Annotated in this window: 18 protein-coding genes; 14 read left to right on the forward strand and 4 right to left on the reverse strand. The window is 56.2% G+C overall.

All coding sequences use genetic code 11. From position 1 onward, the window contains the following. Positions 1-449: 449 nt before the first annotated feature. The 3 genes from VV869_RS08735 to nqrM are packed head-to-tail and all read left to right on the forward strand — an operon-like array spanning position 450 to position 1,420. Complete coding sequence (locus VV869_RS08735; RefSeq protein ID WP_337734575.1) at positions 450-740, forward strand: DUF134 domain-containing protein; 291 nt, start codon at positions 450-452, stop codon at positions 738-740. Positions 741-743: 3 nt separating this feature from the next. After that, positions 744-1,211 carry a NifB/NifX family molybdenum-iron cluster-binding protein gene (locus tag VV869_RS08740; RefSeq protein ID WP_337734576.1) on the forward strand — a complete coding sequence of 156 codons (468 nt, stop codon included), beginning with the start codon at positions 744-746 and terminating at the stop codon, positions 1,209-1,211. Further along, a complete protein-coding gene (gene nqrM, locus VV869_RS08745) occupies positions 1,211-1,420 on the forward strand; it encodes a (Na+)-NQR maturation NqrM (protein WP_337734647.1) in 210 nt (69 codons plus the stop codon). The genes VV869_RS08740 and nqrM overlap by 1 nt, the downstream gene beginning before the upstream one ends. Positions 1,421-1,449: 29 nt before the next feature. On the opposite strand, the gene VV869_RS08750 is transcribed toward nqrM, so the two are convergent. Genes VV869_RS08750 through ygfZ form a run of 3 tightly spaced genes read right to left on the reverse strand, consistent with a single transcriptional unit; the run spans position 1,450 to position 3,867 of the window. Then, positions 1,450-2,403 (reverse strand): LysR substrate-binding domain-containing protein, encoded by a 954-nt coding sequence (locus VV869_RS08750; RefSeq protein WP_337734577.1) that lies wholly within the window; start codon positions 2,401-2,403, stop codon positions 1,450-1,452. 8 nt (positions 2,404-2,411) lie between these two features. Then, positions 2,412-2,873, reverse strand: coding sequence for an aminoacyl-tRNA deacylase (locus tag VV869_RS08755; RefSeq protein ID WP_337734578.1), 462 nt, complete (start codon positions 2,871-2,873; stop codon positions 2,412-2,414). Between the two features lie 13 nt (positions 2,874-2,886). Beyond that, positions 2,887-3,867 carry a tRNA-modifying protein YgfZ gene (ygfZ, locus tag VV869_RS08760; RefSeq protein ID WP_337734579.1) on the reverse strand — a complete coding sequence of 327 codons (981 nt, stop codon included), beginning with the start codon at positions 3,865-3,867 and terminating at the stop codon, positions 2,887-2,889. Positions 3,868-4,282: 415 nt separating this feature from the next. Between ygfZ and VV869_RS08765 the strand changes: the two genes are divergently transcribed. From VV869_RS08765 to VV869_RS08775, 3 genes are all read left to right on the forward strand, one after another. Further along, complete coding sequence (locus VV869_RS08765) at positions 4,283-4,543, forward strand: FAD assembly factor SdhE (protein WP_337734580.1); 261 nt, start codon at positions 4,283-4,285, stop codon at positions 4,541-4,543. Then, positions 4,512-4,937 carry a protein YgfX gene (locus VV869_RS08770; RefSeq protein ID WP_337734581.1) on the forward strand — a complete coding sequence of 142 codons (426 nt, stop codon included), beginning with the start codon at positions 4,512-4,514 and terminating at the stop codon, positions 4,935-4,937. Before VV869_RS08765 ends, VV869_RS08770 begins: the two co-directional genes overlap by 32 nt. A 211-nt stretch (positions 4,938-5,148) precedes the next feature. After that, positions 5,149-6,978: a methyl-accepting chemotaxis protein gene (locus VV869_RS08775; protein WP_337734582.1), complete on the forward strand. Its 1,830-nt coding sequence runs from the start codon at positions 5,149-5,151 to the stop codon at positions 6,976-6,978. Between the two features lie 168 nt (positions 6,979-7,146). On the opposite strand, the gene nadB is transcribed toward VV869_RS08775, so the two are convergent. After that, entirely contained in the window at positions 7,147-8,766 is a 1,620-nt protein-coding gene (nadB, locus tag VV869_RS08780; RefSeq protein WP_337734583.1) for an L-aspartate oxidase, read from the reverse strand. Between the two features lie 369 nt (positions 8,767-9,135). On the opposite strand from nadB, the gene rpoE reads away from it, so the two are divergent. From rpoE to era, 8 genes are all read left to right on the forward strand, one after another. Then, positions 9,136-9,714, forward strand: coding sequence for an RNA polymerase sigma factor RpoE (gene rpoE, locus VV869_RS08785; RefSeq protein ID WP_255389460.1), 579 nt, complete (start codon positions 9,136-9,138; stop codon positions 9,712-9,714). Positions 9,715-9,739: 25 nt separating this feature from the next. Beyond that, the gene (locus tag VV869_RS08790) at positions 9,740-10,411 is read left to right on the forward strand and encodes an RseA family anti-sigma factor (protein WP_337734584.1); all 672 of its coding nucleotides are present in this window, start codon (positions 9,740-9,742) and stop codon (positions 10,409-10,411) included. Between the two features lie 12 nt (positions 10,412-10,423). Beyond that, a complete protein-coding gene (gene rseB / locus VV869_RS08795; RefSeq protein ID WP_337734585.1) occupies positions 10,424-11,398 on the forward strand; it encodes a sigma-E factor regulatory protein RseB in 975 nt (324 codons plus the stop codon). Continuing rightward, on the forward strand, positions 11,395-11,892 hold the full coding sequence (locus tag VV869_RS08800; RefSeq protein WP_337734586.1) for a SoxR reducing system RseC family protein: 498 nt from the start codon (positions 11,395-11,397) through the stop codon (positions 11,890-11,892). The genes rseB and VV869_RS08800 overlap by 4 nt, the downstream gene beginning before the upstream one ends. Positions 11,893-11,970: 78 nt before the next feature. After that, on the forward strand, positions 11,971-13,767 hold the full coding sequence (gene lepA / locus VV869_RS08805; protein WP_337734587.1) for a translation elongation factor 4: 1,797 nt from the start codon (positions 11,971-11,973) through the stop codon (positions 13,765-13,767). Between the two features lie 130 nt (positions 13,768-13,897). Continuing rightward, complete coding sequence (gene lepB / locus VV869_RS08810; RefSeq protein ID WP_337734588.1) at positions 13,898-14,797, forward strand: signal peptidase I; 900 nt, start codon at positions 13,898-13,900, stop codon at positions 14,795-14,797. 10 nt (positions 14,798-14,807) lie between these two features. Next, entirely contained in the window at positions 14,808-15,482 is a 675-nt protein-coding gene (rnc, locus tag VV869_RS08815; protein ID WP_337734589.1) for a ribonuclease III, read from the forward strand. Then, on the forward strand, positions 15,479-16,384 hold the full coding sequence (gene era, locus VV869_RS08820; RefSeq protein WP_337734590.1) for a GTPase Era: 906 nt from the start codon (positions 15,479-15,481) through the stop codon (positions 16,382-16,384). Before rnc ends, era begins: the two co-directional genes overlap by 4 nt. The last annotated feature ends 5 nt before the right edge of the window (positions 16,385-16,389 follow it).

Genomic DNA, 16,389 nt, shown 5'->3' on the forward strand with positions numbered 1-16,389 from the left:
TCTGAACGGCGCTGATTATATAAGATTGGCTATGAAACTTTTGTGACACTTACAGCATAATAATAATGTTAAATCGGTCACTATGGAGTAATTTTTTGTGCTACTGCGAGTGTATCAGAATAATATTCTGATGTTTTAGCTTCGGTACGATGGGCACGACCCTTGGCCGTGCAGGTGGCATTACTGAAAAATATGCAATATTTTCCGGATTTTTATGAGCTTAGCGGCGTTAGTGCAAGCCCGGGGCGTGATCTGTTGTGGTTTTACCGGGCTGCACCTGTCCGGTATTTTAGTCGTAACTTGTAAAGTTCAGGTCAGGAAATAGCATCTTGTGCTATATCGGTGGGCTGGTCTGAGTTGTCGGCTTTTTGCTGGGTTTTCCTGAGCCAGATCAATACAGGTTATTGGCATATGCCAATAATAAGGCTGTGAATGATGACGGAGCCCCAATGCCAAGACCTCAGAAGCCCCGCCGGATCGGTTGTCGCCCGGCTTATGACTGCTTTAAACCCAACGGCGTGCCGATGGCTCGTCTCGAGACGCTGGCGCTGGCAGCAGATGAGCTTGAAGCGCTCAAACTGGTGGATCAGCAAGGGCTGCAGCAACAGGCTGCCGCGGCTGAAATGGAGATTTCCCGCCAGACCCTGGGCAATATTCTTGCCCGGGCCCGGCACAAAGTGGCTTCGGCTCTGGTCAATGGCATGGCAATTGTGCTGGCTCCGCCCCATGAGAAGGAATAACCGATGACAGTCGCCATTGCGGTCACTGCCCACCAGACCGTGGCCAACCATTTCGGCGAGGCCGCCGCTTTTCTTATTGTTGACCCACAGGGAAACCCGGTTGCCCGGCTGGAAAACGCTGATGGACGCCAGTCTGGTTGCCGGCACAAAAAACAATTACAGCAAACGCTGCTAGCCCATGGCGTCACCACCCTGATACTCGGCAATATCGGTCAGCGTTCGCTGGGACGGCTGCTCCGGGCGGGGCTGGCCGTGTATCGGGTGCCGACCCAGACACTGGTTTCAGCGGCGCTTTCCGGGAAAACCCCGAAAGAAGCTCTGACGGATCCGGCACAGGGGCGCGCTTGTTCGCGGGAAAAAGGCAGTTGTGGCTGCGGCTGCGGCAAGCCGAAACCGCCGACAGCCGCTAAAATTGGGATGCGGGGGGCGATCGCAACGGCAGGGCTGACCCGCCTGGGAGGCTGGAAATGATGACCTATGTGCTGAGCGTGTTGATCTTTCTTGTGGTGATTGGCGCCATGGCGATTGGCTGGATCGTGAAGAAGAAAACCATCCGGGGCAGCTGCGGTGGCCTGGCCAATGTCGGGATAGAAAAAGCGTGCGACTGCAAGTCGACGTGCGATCGGCATCAGCTGCATCAGATCCAGGAGCCGGGTCAACACGACACCAAGGGATCCTGAGTGCGCGTGTTTAGGACGGCGCGCCTTGCTTACCCTGCTTCACCGGGATCTTGTCCGCGCAGGCTGTGAACGTGGGCCGTAACCGTTTGCCGGACACACTGCCGCAGCCAGATCAGACGGGGGTGATTGGCATTGCGTTTTTGCCAGATCAAGTTGATATCAAAGTCCGGAATGGTCACCGGCGGCGGACATTGGGTGAGCTGATCATCAAAGATCGCGATCCGGGCCATCAGGGTGGAAACCACGCACAGCAGGTTGCGTCCGGTCAGCAGATGGCGGATGGTCAGAAAGTTCCCGGAGCCGACGGCAATGTGGCGTGAGAGCCCCTGCGCCCGGAGTTGCTGATCGACAGCGCTCGCCAGTTGTCCGTCGGGGGTTACCAGCGCCTGGGGCGTTTCTATATATCGCGCCAGATCGATGGGGGCTCGCAGGCCGGTCGCCTGACTGTCGAACAGGCAGACATGATCATCGGTATAGAGATACTGGCTGTCGAGTTCCCGGGGGAGCTGGGTCATGGATCCGATCACCAGGTGAATGTCCTGATCGTCCATCATCGCCTGATAATTATGGCGATCCACCTTGTAGAAACTTAACTGGCACTGCGGTGCCTGGCCGAGAATGGCATCAAACAGTGCCGGGGCGAACAGCAGCTCCGCGTAATCGGTTAGCCCGAGGCGAATGGTGCCCTGGTAGGTCTCGGGGCTGAACGCTTTGGGTTGCAGGATCTCGGTGGTGATCAGCCCCAAAACCTGTTCGATGATCGGCGCCAGCTCTCTGGCTTTGTCTGTGGCGACCATATGGTGTCCGCGGCGCTCGAACAACGGATCGTTGATCAGCGTCCGCAGTCGGGACAGGTTATGGCTCATCGCCGACTGGCCGATCGACAGCTTGTCTGCGGCTTTGGTGACACTGCCGGTTTCCATCAGGGCGGCAAAGGCAATGAGCAGGTTCAGATCGACCCCGCGCCAGTTGATCGTGTCCACATCGTCTCCTAGCGGCAGATATCCGCGAACAGCGGATCACATAACAGCAGGAGATCTTCCATACTGAGTTCGATCCCCGCCATGCGATCCCCGCTGCTGATGTTGACGATCGTGTATTGAAGGATCGTGTTGTCAAAAATGACCGGCATCGGCGTTTTCAGGCCAATCGGTGCCACCGTGCCGATCCGCAGGCCGGTCACGTCCTCGACATCGCGGGCGTCGGCACAGGTCAACCGGCGACACCCGAGCAGGGCACGGACTTTTTTCGGATCAACCTGCGCCGGTCCCGGTACGCAGGCCAACACATGAAAGCCGCTCATATCCCGCAGCAAAATCGATTTAACCATCTGCTCCGGAGCCACCCCGCGTTCGCGGGCGGCTTCGTCAATGGTTGTGGCCGGTTTGCTGTGGGGAAGAAGCCGGTAGTCGACGCCTTCCTGCTCTAACAGGAAAGTCACGGGGGTTTGCATATCGAATTGCCTGTTACTTGTCTTCGTCCAGCGCGTACGGCAGCGGCAGCTTGAGCCAGATCGCCTCGTGTCCGGCTAAGCGGAACTGGCTGTCTTCATCCAGATCGTTCGGCAGGCCGACCAGGGCAATGGCCTGGCCATTGGCAAACCGGTAACCGGCGATGATGGTGCCGCCTTTGCGCCAGTTGTCGCCGACACTGCGCTCCAGCGCGTCCCCGGCCTGCGGGCACTGCTCGGCCGGGCCGCTGACGATATACATCGCACGCTTGTTGATCCCCCGGTACTTGGCGCGGGCGACGGTTTCCTGGCCGGTATAGCAGCCTTTGGTGAAGCTGATCGCATCCAGCGCTTGCAGGTTCACCGCCTGCGGAATGAACTCTAGAGTTGTGGCGTCATCGACCCGTGGGATCGCCTGGCGGATATCGTACAGATCCCACAGCGTGCTGTCAGACAGCACGGCATTCGCAGCCAGTTGACCGGCAATGGTTTCAGCGTACTCTGGGCTGAGGACCAGCAGCCAGCGCTCGGCATCAATCTTCACCACGGTGCCGCCTTCGATGGCTCGCACTTCGCCTTCGCCGCCGAAGACCTGGTCGATGGTGGCGCCGGCATCTTTACCGGTCAGGCCCAGCAGGATCGCGTCACTTTGTTCGATATCCACCTTGGAGAACACGGCATATTTCTTCAGCTCCGGCAACTGGGTTGCCATCACGCTCCGGCGCTGGAAGAAACCATAGCCGTCGCGGTGGTGGAACAGGCGAAAGATAGTGCGCATTTTTCCTTTGGCGTCACAGTGGGCGCCGAGGGTGGATTGATCCTGGGCCAGTGAAACCACGTCACAGGTTACCTGGCCGTGCAGGTAAGATTTTTTGTCGTCGCCCACCAGGGTGATCAGGCCCCAGTCGGCGAGGTCGACCAGCGCCAGCGCCGGCAGGGTATCTTGTTCAGTTAAGGCAATCTTGTTGAAGTTCAGAACATTTGACCAGGTGCTCATAGGATTTCCATGATGTGCGGTAACTTGCCCGGACTCAGCCTCTCGGGTGAGCGGCACGTTACTGTGGATGAATTTCAAAATTACCTGCTATGTTAAATCGCGCGCGTCGGTTTGTCAGCCCAAATACTTGATTCATCGAATCAGGTATTCGCCCCACCGGTTACCGGAGTCCATGAGGGGAAGGTGGCCGGCCGCTCTTGGTGTTTCCAGCGGGTAAAAATGCGACGCCCCGGCGGATGCTGCGGGCATAAACCGGCGCTAGCTCTCATCTTGATATTTTGCTTGGGCATGTCCGTAGGCGCGCCCGGTTGCGACTGATAAGATTGTGGCCACTGGAGTCAAGGCAAACGCGAATGGTTGCGCCCGGTTTTGCGCCGTGGGCCCTCGCGTTTGAGGTTAGTACATTGAGGTTGATATGTTGAGTGCAGAAGAAAAAGCACGCGTGAAATGGGCATGCCGTCGCGGGATGCTGGAGTTGGATGTCATTATCATGCCGTTTTTCGAAGAATGCTTTGATGAGCTGAACGAGCAGGAGCAGCAGGACTTTATTTCGCTGTTGCGTTGCGATGATCCGGATCTCTTCACCTGGGTGATGTCGCATGGCCGCAGTGATAACCCTGCCCACGCCGCGATGGTGGATCGCATTGTCGCGCACAACAACAGCAAACTTCGCTGATTTTGCGGTTTATCCTTCCCGGCTGTCCGTTGCCGCACTGACGATTTTCTATCTTGGTGCGGCAGGCGGCCTGCTGCTGGCCTGGGGCCGCGGCGCGCTCCCTGTTCCGTTTTTCCTGATTGGTTGCGAGCTGCTCTGGCAGGAGTGGATCGGCCGATATCACGCCATTTATCGTCACCAGGGGCGCCTGATCCTGAAAGCGCCGGATCGCCTGTTTTGGCAGCAGCGCTGGTGGTCCCTGAGCCGTATCAAAGTCCATACCCGGTATCTGATGCTGATCGAGCTGCGTCAGGCGACTCGGCGGCGCTGGTTGCTGATCTGTCATGATACCTGTGACGTGTCCGGTTATCGGGCCTTGTCGCTGCTATGCCATCACTTGAATAGAATAAAATAAACACCGTCTTTGTTGTTGCGGTTTAAAAAAATTAAATGTGATGTATATTCAGTATTTTATCTCTGATCTGGCCGTTAAAGCGCGTTAATGTAACGCTCCCATCCTAAAGTTTTTCGCTGATCGAACGATATAAAACTCAGATCTTTACCCCCCTTGATTGTCAGGTGACAGCCCATGCCTAGGGTGCTCTGTTAGGCAGGAAGTAGTGGAAATGAAAATCAAACATAAGTTAATCGGATTAACCGTTCTGGCCGTCACGGCGTTGGTGGCGGTGTTGGGCATGAGCCAACTGGCCAACAAACGGGTGATGATGATTAATGACTCAGCCGCCATGGTGGCGCAGCTGGAAGTGACTTTGCTGAATCTGCGTCGCAATGAAAAAGACTTTTTGATGCGGATGGATTTGAAATATCAGAAAAAATTCCAGGACAATTATCAGCGTTTCCAGACGCAACTCACGACGCTGAAGCAGGACCTGAACAGCCTGTCGATCGAGATCCCGAGTCTGGCGTCGCTGCCGGGGGTCATGAACAATTACCAGCAGGGGATGATGGCTCTGATCCAGGGCTATCAGCAGTTGGGGCTGACCCCGGCCGACGGGCTGAACGGTCGATTCCTGGCGGCATCCGAACAACTGATCCATGCGGCGAGCGAGCAGCAGCAGGATGTGCTGGCTGTCTTTAGCCTGGATGAGGCGGCGAAGCTGTTTATGATCACCGGCGAGCAAGCTTACCTGGATGCGTATCAGGCGGCGCAGACCCGTTATGCGGCACAATTGCAGGCTGATTTCAGTGTCTTGTTCAGCCAGTTCGAGCAGACATTTTCCCAGATCATCGCCCAGAAAAAGACCATTGGCCTGACCCATAACCTGGGGCTGCGCGGCGAGATCCGTAACCAGTCTCACCAGGTGGAGGCGGTGTTCGGCGAGTTGGTGGAGCAGCTTGAGGCCCAGGTTGCGGCAGAATACCGGTTGGTCAATCAGTTGATTGTGTTGGCGGTGCTGGTGGTCGTGGTGCTGCTGGTGGGTATTTCCTGGGTGATTAGCCAGTCGATCCAGCGTCGGGTGAAAAACCTGAGTCAGTTGATGGCAGCGATTGCTGAGAGCCACGATCTGACCCGCACGGCTGATCAGGAAGGCAATGATGAGCTGGCCGAAGTGGCCTCGAATTTCAACGGGCTGTTGGCGAGTCTGCGCCACCTGGTCGGGAACGTACAAACGGCGGTCAACGAGCTTGGGGCCGCGTCGTCTCAGTTGCAGCACCGCAGCCAGGAGTCGGAAGCGGCCATGGAGCAGCAGTTGAGCGAGACGGACTCAGTGGCCACGGCCGTGACGGAAATGGGCGTGACGATTCGGGAAATTGCCTCGAATACCGAAAGCGCAGCCGGCAATGCTGAGCAGGGCTATCAGGGCGCGGAGGCCGGACTGAACGAAGTGAGTGCAACCAAAGAGCGGATCCGGACGTTGTCTGAAGGGCTGGCGCATACCGGCGAGGAAGTCTCCAGTTTGTCGAGCCTCTCCGGGAACATCGGCTCGGTGCTGGATGTGATCAAAGAGATTGCGGAGCAGACCAACCTGCTGGCGCTGAATGCGGCGATTGAAGCGGCGCGTGCCGGCGAGCAGGGCCGGGGCTTTGCCGTAGTGGCCGATGAAGTGCGCTCTCTGGCGCTGCGGACCCGTCAATCGACGGAGGAAATTAGCACTATTATTGCCTCGCTGCAGGAGCAGACGGCCCAGGTGGTGAGCCACATTGGTCGTTGTCAGGAGCAGGGGGAGCAAAGTGTGATTCAGGCCAACAGTGCCGAGGCGAAAATCAACCAGATCATGGCTGATATGCAGCTGATCATGGATACCAGCACCCAGATTGCGGCGGCGGTTGAGCAGCAAAGCCTGGTGTCGGAAGAGATTGGCCGCAACATCACCTCGATCCGCGACATCACCAACCAGAACTCGGCGGTGGCGCATGAGAACGCCCAGGCGGCAAATGCCGTTGCCAGCCAGGCCGGCTCCCTGGATCAGTCGATTGCAGCTTTTAAGGTCTGAGTCAGCGTCAGACGGTCGGACAGACAACAAAGCGAGCGGGGGATCCCGCTCGCTTTTTTTGATGCTGGCGCTTCTGAATCGAACTGTTCTGAAGCGTCCCGGCTGAGACGCACAGGGCGGTGAGCCACTTTGCGAACCGCTTTCTCAACAGAACTGAGCGCCGGGGAATCAGCAGGGCTGATCCGGCGTCAGGATTGTCGGTTTGAGCGTGTCGAGCTGGTCCGGGTAATCCAGGGTATAGTGTAGCCCGCGGCTTTCCTTGCGCTCCAGGGCGCAGCGGACAATCAGCTCGGCCACTTGCAGCAGGTTGCGCAGCTCCAGCAGGTTGTTGGAGACCCGGAAATTGCCGTAGTACTCGTTGACTTCTTCCTGGAGCAGCTGGATCCGGCGCATGGCGCGCTCCAGACGCTTGGTGGTGCGGACGATGCCGACGTAGTCCCACATAAAGAGTCGCAATTCATGCCAGTTATGCTGGATCACCACTTCTTCATCGGAGTTGCTGACCTGGCTTTCATCCCAGTGCGGCAGGCTGTCGGGCAGGCTGACCTGAACCAGCTTGCACTTGATACTTTCGGCAGCGGCCCAAGCGTAGACCACGCACTCAAGCAATGAGTTGGAAGCCATCCGGTTGGCGCCGTGCAGACCGGTATAGCTGACTTCGCCAATCGCATACAGCCCATCGAGATCGGTCCGGCCTTGTTGATCGACGATCACCCCGCCACAGGTATAGTGGGCGGCCGGGACAATCGGGATCGGCTCTTGGGTGATATCAATGCCGTAAGTCAGCAGTTTTTCATGGATCATCGGAAAGTGCTTCTGGATGAAGTCCGCCGGCTTGTGGCTGATATCCAGGTACATGCAATCCGCCCCGAGGCGCTTCATTTCATAGTCGATGGCCCGGGCGACCACATCCCGCGGTGCCAGCTCGGCCCGCTCGTCAAAGTCCGGCATAAAGCGACTGCCGTCCGGGCGGCGCAGATAGGCACCTTCCCCCCGCAGGGCTTCGGTCAGCAGGAAGTTCCGCGCTTCCGGATGGAACAGGCAGGTCGGGTGGAACTGGTTAAATTCCAGGTTGGCAACCCGGCAGCCGGCCCGCCAGGCCATCGCGATACCGTCGCCGGAAGACACATCGGGGTTGGAGGTGTACTGGTACACTTTGGAAGCGCCGCCGGTAGCCAGCACCACAAACTTGGCGCGCACGGTTTCGACCACTTCCCGGTTGCGGTTCCAGATATAGGCGCCCAGCACCCGGTTGGGTTGATCGGTGCGTCCCAGTTTCTGGTTGGTGATCAGGTCCAGGGCATTGTGCCGCTCCAGTACCTCAATGTTGGGGTGGTTGTGGACATTTTCCTGGAGCGTATTTTGAACGGCCATCCCGGTAGCATCAGCGGCATGCAGGATCCGGCGGTGGCTGTGGCCGCCTTCGCGGGTCAGGTGGTAGCGCGGGGCATCGTCGCTATCGCTTTCTTCGCGATCAAACGGCACCCCGCCGTCGATCAGCCACTGGACACAATCCTTGGCATTTTCGGCAATAAAACGCACCACGGCTTCATCACATAAGTCAGCCCCGGCAATCTGGGTGTCCTGGACGTGGGATTCAACACTGTCCGACTCGTCAAAGACAGCGGCAATCCCGCCCTGGGCATAGTAAGTCGCCCCTTCGCTGCTCGGCCCTTTGCTCAGGACGATGACTTTCCCTAATGGCGCCAATCGCAGTGCCAGCGACAGCCCGGCAGCGCCGCTGCCGATGACCAGCACATCGCACTGATGTTCACGGTTCTCGTTCATATCAATATCATATCCCTGTGGTAGTGGCGCTATGGTAGCAAAATCCGCCCCATTTGTTCATTTTTGACTGCAGGTTAACCACTTCATATCTTGACGAGGTATAATCGTCCGTTAACCTAATTGCAATACCGTTTTCTCAACAATCAGAATTCGTGCAGGGTGAGCCAGAAATAATGTCGATGCGCGGGAACTTTGCCTGGCGCATTGAGTCTGAATAAGTGCTCATGCTCATTAATTTCATAGATGCTTGTTTTATCGGGCTGAAACGATAGGTCAGGCAGAATGCCGTAGACATCGCGCGTCGGTTGGAGGCTTGCGGCAGGTACAGGAAATCACGAGTGAATGACAGATATAGGAGTACACGCTCGAATGAGCGAGCAGCAAACTGATCAGGTCCTAGTAGAGCGGGTACAGCGAGGAGACAAGCAGGCATTTAACCTGTTAGTTGCGAAATACCAGAACAAAGTCTGTAGCCTGGTGGCTCGGTATGTCAGTAACTCCGGCGATGTACCGGATGTTGCGCAGGAAGCTTTTATCAAAGCTTACCGGGCACTGCCGACGTTTCGCGGCGAAAGTGCGTTTTATACCTGGTTGTACCGGATTGCCGTGAATACGGCGAAAAATTACCTGGTGGCTCAGGGGCGGCGTCCCCCGGCATCGGATGTCGATGCGGAAGAGGCGGAATATTTTGAAAGCGGCAATGCGCTGAAAGAAATATCGAACCCTGAGAACCAAATGTTGTCTGACGAATTGAAGCGGGTTGTTTTCAGTACCATTGAAGCGTTACCGGATGATCTGAAGACGGCAATTACCTTGCGAGAGCTGGAAGGGCTGAGCTATGAGGAAATTGCTGAGGTGATGGGTTGTCCTGTCGGTACAGTGCGATCGCGTATTTTCCGTGCACGAGAGGCCGTTGAAAAACGAATTCGTCCTCTGATGCAGCGTTAATTGTTAAGCCAAACGGTGAACAAACATGGCTGATAAGCAAAAGATTTCGGCATTATTAGATGGTGAAGCGCTCGACCAGAGCATCATTAATGCACTGGCCGTCGATGAGGAGAGCCGCCAAACCTGGCAGCACTACAGCCTGATTGGGGATGTCATGCGCGGCGAAGCACCACAGAATCCGGACTGGGATATTACCGCCCGGGTTGCCATGGCGCTGGAGCAAGAGCCGGTGCACAACGGCCCGGTTGAAGTTGAGCCTGCCCCTGTGGTGCATTTGGCCAGTGTGCGCGAGCAACACGCGTCTGCCCCGCAACAAGCTCAGCCGACCCCGCAACAAGCCAAGCGGACTTTGCCGGCCTGGCTGAGTCAGCTGGGGCAGGTGGCGGTGGCCGCCAGTGTCTCCCTGGCTGTGATTGTCGGGGTTCAGCAGTATAATGGCGGCGACGAGAGCCTGATGGTTACTGCCGATGAGTCCCAGGTCCCGGTGTTACAGACCATTCCTTTTGCCGGCGTTGCCGAACCTGTTAGTCTGACCCGGGATTCCATTCGGAGTAGTAATCACCATGCCGCGCCGAGTGAAGCGCAGGTGATGGAACAGCGTCGGCGGATCAATGCCATGCTTCAGGACTATGAACTCCAGCTGCGTTTAAATGCTGAAGATGGCAGTATTGACAGAACTTTGCTTGAACAAAATTAATCTGGCGGATAAATGAGAAATATTCTGGTCGGTGCTTTGACACTGGTCAGCCTGTTGATGCCATGGCAAGCCTCTGCTGAAGAGTCCACACCTTCGGCCGAGGCTTTGTTGCATCAAATGGACGAGGCTAGCCGCGCGCTCAGTTACGAGCTGTCGTACATACTCATCAAGAAAAACAGTATTGAACCGTTGCGATATCGTCACAGCTATGAAGATGGTGAGACGTTTGCGCATCTGGTTTACCTGAGCGGACCGCCGCGGGAAGTGATTCAGCGGGGTGACGAGGTCAGCTACTTCGAGCCTGGGTTGGATCCGTTCACCATTCACAGCAACAAGATGGTGGCGCCGCTGCCGCCGATCATGCAAACGGACATCACGGCGCTGGCGAAGTATTACGACTTTATCTCCATGGGTCGGGCCCGTGAAGCCGGGGTGGGTTGCGATGTGGTGCGGATAGCGCCGAAAGACGGTGCCCGGTATTCCTACCTGTTGTGGGTCGATACACGCAGCAAGCTAGTGATGCGGGCGGACCTGCTCGATCGCGACGGCGAGCCGCTGGAGCAGTACCGCGCGGTCTCCTATGTGGTGAACCCGAAGGTCGGGGAAGTACTGAAGAGTCTGAAAACGGTTGAATTGCCTGCGGTGGTTCAACTGCCGCCCCAGCCGCAGGTTGAGCTGGGCTGGCAGGTGAAGTGGCTGCCGCAGGGGTTCGAGACCGTCTCACATAATCGGCATCGCCTGATGATGACCGAGCGCCCGGTCGAGAGCAAAATGTTCAGCGACGGCCTGTTCAGCTTCTCGATCTATGTCGCCTCGGCTGATCAGTTTACCGTTCGTGAGCAACTGGTGCGCCAGGGGCGCCGGACGTTGCATAGTTACCTGGCCAAAGGCAAAGAAGTGACGGTGGTCGGGGATATTCCGCCGGCAACCGCCCGTCGGGTTGCCGAATCCGTCGCGTTTCAACCGAGCAAGGGTGAGCAGCCATGATGCGCTCACTGGCGACCGTGGTGGCGGTTGCGCCCGGTCACGTGACGGTGAGTTGTCAGCAGGAAACCAGCTGCGGACATTGTGCCTCCCGGGATAGCTGCGGCACCGGCATTGTCAGCAAGGCGGTGCCGGGGCGCAGCCACCAGATAGACATTGCTACCCGCGAGTCCGTTGCGGTTGGCGATATTGTGGAAATCGGCCTGCCTGAACAAAGCATGCTCAATTCGGCTCTCTTGGTCTATGTGCTGCCTCTGCTATGCTTGATCCTGGGCGCCGCGTTCGGCCAGTGGTGGTTTGTCGATCTGGCGGGCGGCGGAGAGCCGGCGGTGATCCTGACCGCCGCGTTCAGTGCCGGTGCCGGGCTGCTGCTGGCACGTCGCATGGCGAGACGTCTGGAACATCAAGCCGCATATAAACCCAACCTGATTCGGGTGTTAGGCAGTCCGCTTGCGGCAACGCAATTGATAAATGCCGCACCGAAAGATAGCAGCTAGCGGTGAAATTGGGTAGAATCGGCCAAATTGATCTGTAGATCCCATTCATTATTAATCACGAGTTAGTCACGCCAATTCATGAAGCACATTCGTAACTTTTCGATTATTGCACACATCGACCATGGTAAGTCGACATTATCTGACCGCCTGATCCAAGTCTGTGGTGGCCTTTCCGATCGTGAAATGGCAGCCCAGGTGCTGGATTCCATGGACCTTGAGCGCGAGCGCGGTATCACTATCAAAGCCCAGAGCGTGACGCTCGATTATAAGGCGAAAGATGGTGAAACGTATCAGCTGAACTTTATCGACACCCCGGGACACGTCGACTTCTCGTATGAAGTTTCCCGCTCACTGGCCGCCTGTGAGGGGGCGCTGCTGGTGGTGGATGCCGGCCAGGGGGTGGAAGCCCAGACGCTGGCCAACTGCTACACCGCGATCGAAATGGATCTGGAAGTCGTGCCGATTTTGAACAAAATCGACCTGCCGGCCGCTGATCCTGACCGTGTTGCGGAAGAAATTGAAGAAATCGTCGGCATCGACGCGATGGAAGCGACTCGCTGCTCGGCCAAAACCGGTCTGGGCGTAGACGATGTGCTTGAGAATATCGTGTCGGCGATTCCAGCGCCGGAAGGCGATCCGGATGCGCCGCTGCAGGCGCTGATCATCGACTCCTGGTTCGATAACTACCTGGGCGTTGTTTCACTGGTACGGATCAAGAACGGCGTTCTGAAGAAGAACGACAAGATCAAAGTCATGAGCACCGGCCAAACCTGGGGCGTTGACCGTCTGGGTATTTTCACGCCGAAGCAAGTTGATAAAGACGTGCTGAATACAGGCGAAGTGGGCTGGGTCGTTTGTGGGATTAAAGACATCCTGGGCGCGCCGGTGGGCGATACCTTGACGCTGGCGAAAAACGGTTGTGAAAAACCGTTGCCGGGTTTCAAAAAAGTGAAGCCGCAGGTTTATGCCGGTCTGTTCCCGGTCTCGTCAGATGACTATGAGAACTTCCGTGACGCACTGGGCAAACTGAGCCTGAACGATGCCTCGCTGTTCTACGAACCGGAAAGCTCGGCGGCACTGGGCTTTGGTTTCCGTTGTGGTTTCCTCGGCATGCTGCACATGGAAATCATTCAGGAGCGTCTGGAGCGTGAATACGATCTGGACCTGATCACCACGGCTCCAACCGTAGTGTATGAAGTGAAGAAAACTGACGGCACCACGATGTACGTTGACAGCCCGGCAAAACTGCCAGCGGTGAACGATATCGATGTCATCGGTGAGCCAATTGCCCGCTGTAATATCCTGGTCCCGAGTGAATACCTGGGTAACGTCATCACCTTGTGTGTTGAGAAGCGTGGGATGCAGGTCGATATGGTTTACCACGGTAACCAGGTTGCCCTGACTTACGACATTCCAATGTCTGAAGTGGTACTGGACTTCTTCGATCGCCTGAAATCGACGTCGCGCGGTTATGCGTCTCTGGATTACAACTTCCAGCGCTACGAAGAATCCGACATGGTACGTGTGGATATCATGCTGAACGGCGACCGTGTTGACGCTCTGGCGATTATCACGCACAAAGACAATGCGCAGCACCGCGGCCGTGATCTGGTAGAGAAAATGAAAGAATTCATTCCTCGTCAGATGTTCGACATCGCGATTCAGGCGGCCATTGGCAACCATATCATTGCCCGCTCGACGGTGAAGCAGTTGCGTAAAAACGTTATCGCCAAGTGTTACGGTGGTGACGTGAGTCGTAAGAAAAAACTGCTGCAGAAACAGAAAGAAGGTAAGAAACGTATGAAGCAGATCGGCAACGTCGAACTGCCTCAGGAAGCCTTCCTGGCAATTCTGCACGTCGGTAAAGACAAGTAAGTAATGACAAAACTCATGGCTGTTGTCGGTTACCTGTGGGGATCGCTTGATCGCCGGGACCATGAGGCAAGAGTCAATGAGCAGTGCAGCAAGTTCGCTTGCTGCACTGTTACATTTATTAGGGATTAAAATGGCAAATACTTTTTCGCTTATTCTGGTGCTGGCTACGCTGGTGACCGGGATCATTTGGGTACTGGAAAAATTTCTCTGGGCGCCGAAACGTCAATTGAAGATTGAAGCCGCCGCCTTAAATGCCGGCGATCAAGTCGATGCTAAAACCCTACAAGCCGTAGCACCGCAACCGAGCTGGGTCGAATCGACCAGTTCGCTGTTTCCGGTGATTGCGCTCATTATGGTATTTCGCTCATTTATTTATGAGCCGTTCCAGATCCCATCCGGCTCGATGATGCCGACACTGTTGGTGGGAGATTTCATCCTGGTTGAGAAATTCGCCTATGGTCTGCGCGATCCGGTCTTCCGACACAAGTTGATGGAAACCGGTGAGCCGGAGCGCGGCGATATCGTGGTGTTTAAGTTCCCGCCTCAGCCGAATATTGACTACATCAAGCGAGTGGTCGGCTTGCCGGGTGATACCGTTCGCTACAGCGCCTACAAACAGCTGTGTGTGGCCCCGAAAGGCAGCAATGAATGTACCCCGGTTCCGCTGGAGAATATGACCGACAGCGAGTTCAGCCAGGGGATGACCCGCTTGGTGCAATTCAATGAACAACTGGGCGAGCAGCAGCACAAAATCCTGATCCATCCGCTTAAGCGTGATCGGGTGCTGAACTACAAGCCGCGTCCGGGGATCAGCGAATGGGTTGTGCCGGAAGGACAATATTTCGTGATGGGTGATAATCGCGACAACAGTGCTGACAGCCGTTATTGGGGATTTGTGCCTGAAGCCAATTTGGTGGGTAAGGCGGTCGGGATCTGGATCAGCTTTGAGTTTGAACGAAGTGCTGAAAGTGTTCTTCCATCTTGGATTCCTACCGGTGTGCGCTTTAGCCGCATCGGTGGCATAAACTGATCGGGAAAAAATGACGTCTCCTGCAAATAAACTGCAGCGTAAGCTGGGTTATCAATTTAATAATGCTGATCTTTTGACCTTGGCGCTGACACACCGCAGTGCCAACGGAACGCACAACGAGCGCCTGGAGTTTCTGGGCGATTCGATTCTGAGTTTTGTGATTGCCGATGATCTGTACCACCGCTTTCCGGCGGTGGACGAAGGCGATATGAGCCGGATGCGCGCGACGCTGGTGCGGGGGAAAACCCTGGCCGAGCTGGGGCGTGAGTTCGAGCTGGGTGATCACCTGTTGCTGGGACCGGGCGAACTGAAAAGTGGCGGGTTCCGCCGTGACTCGATCCTGGCGGACTGCGTGGAAGCGATTATCGGGGCAATCTACCTCGACAGCGACATTGAAGCCGTCCGAAAAATCGTACTGAGCTGGTATCAGTCGCGCCTGGAAACCATCAAGCCGGGGATCAATCAGAAAGATCCGAAGACCCGGCTTCAGGAGTGTCTGCAGGGGCGTCGTTTACCGCTGCCTGCATATACTGTAATTAAGGTGCACGGTGAGGCTCACAATCAGGAGTTTACCGTACAGTGCGAAGTGGCAGGCCTGGATAAGCCTGTGATTGGTAAAGGCGGCAGTCGGCGCAAGGCAGAGCAGGCAGCAGCAGAAATTGCGCTTAAGCAGTTGGAATCATGACAGACAAAACACATTGCGGCTTTATTGCCATCGTCGGCCGACCGAATGTCGGGAAATCGACGCTGCTGAACCGTTTGGTCGGCCAGAAGTTGTCGATCACTTCGCGGAAACCTCAGACCACCCGCCACCGGATCATGGGAGTCGATACCCGTGACGGTTACCAGGCGGTCTATGTCGACACCCCGGGACTGCACATTGAAGAAAAGCGCACCATTAACCGCTTGATGAACCGTGCGGCCAGCAGCTCGCTGACCGACGTGGAGCTGGTGCTGTTTCTGGTTGACGGCACCCTGTGGACGCCTGATGACGAGATGGTGCTGAACAAGCTGGCGAAGTCTCAGCTGCCGACGGTGCTGTTGGTCAACAAGGTCGACAACGTCAAAGAGAAGTACGATCTGTTCCCGCACCTGCAGGAATTGGCGAGCAAGATGGACTTCGTCGACGTGGTGCCGGTCTCTGCCAAACACGGTACCAATATCGATGCGGTTGAGAAAATCGTCCGTAAACACCTGCCGGAAGGCGAGTACTACTTCCCGGAAGAGTATGTGACCGACCGTTCGCAACGTTTCATGGCCTCCGAGATCATCCGGGAAAAGCTGATGCGCTTTACCGGTGATGAGCTGCCGTACTCGGTGACGGTGGAAATCGAGCGTTTTGATTACAACCCGGATACCGACGGCTTTGATATCAACGGCCTGATCCTGGTTGAGCGTCAGGGCCAGAAGAAAATGGTGATCGGTAAAGGCGGCGAGAAGATCAAAACCATCGGTCGTCAAGCGCGGCTCGATATGGAAGATCTGTTCGAGCGCAAGGTCTACCTGGAACTGTGGGTGAAAGTGAAATCCGGCTGGGCCGATGACGAACGCGCCCTGCGTAGTCTGGGTTACATCGACGATCTGTAAGGGGC

This window comes from Photobacterium sp. MCCC 1A19761 (genome assembly GCF_037389125.1).
In the GTDB taxonomy this organism is placed as follows: domain Bacteria; phylum Pseudomonadota; class Gammaproteobacteria; order Enterobacterales; family Vibrionaceae; genus Photobacterium.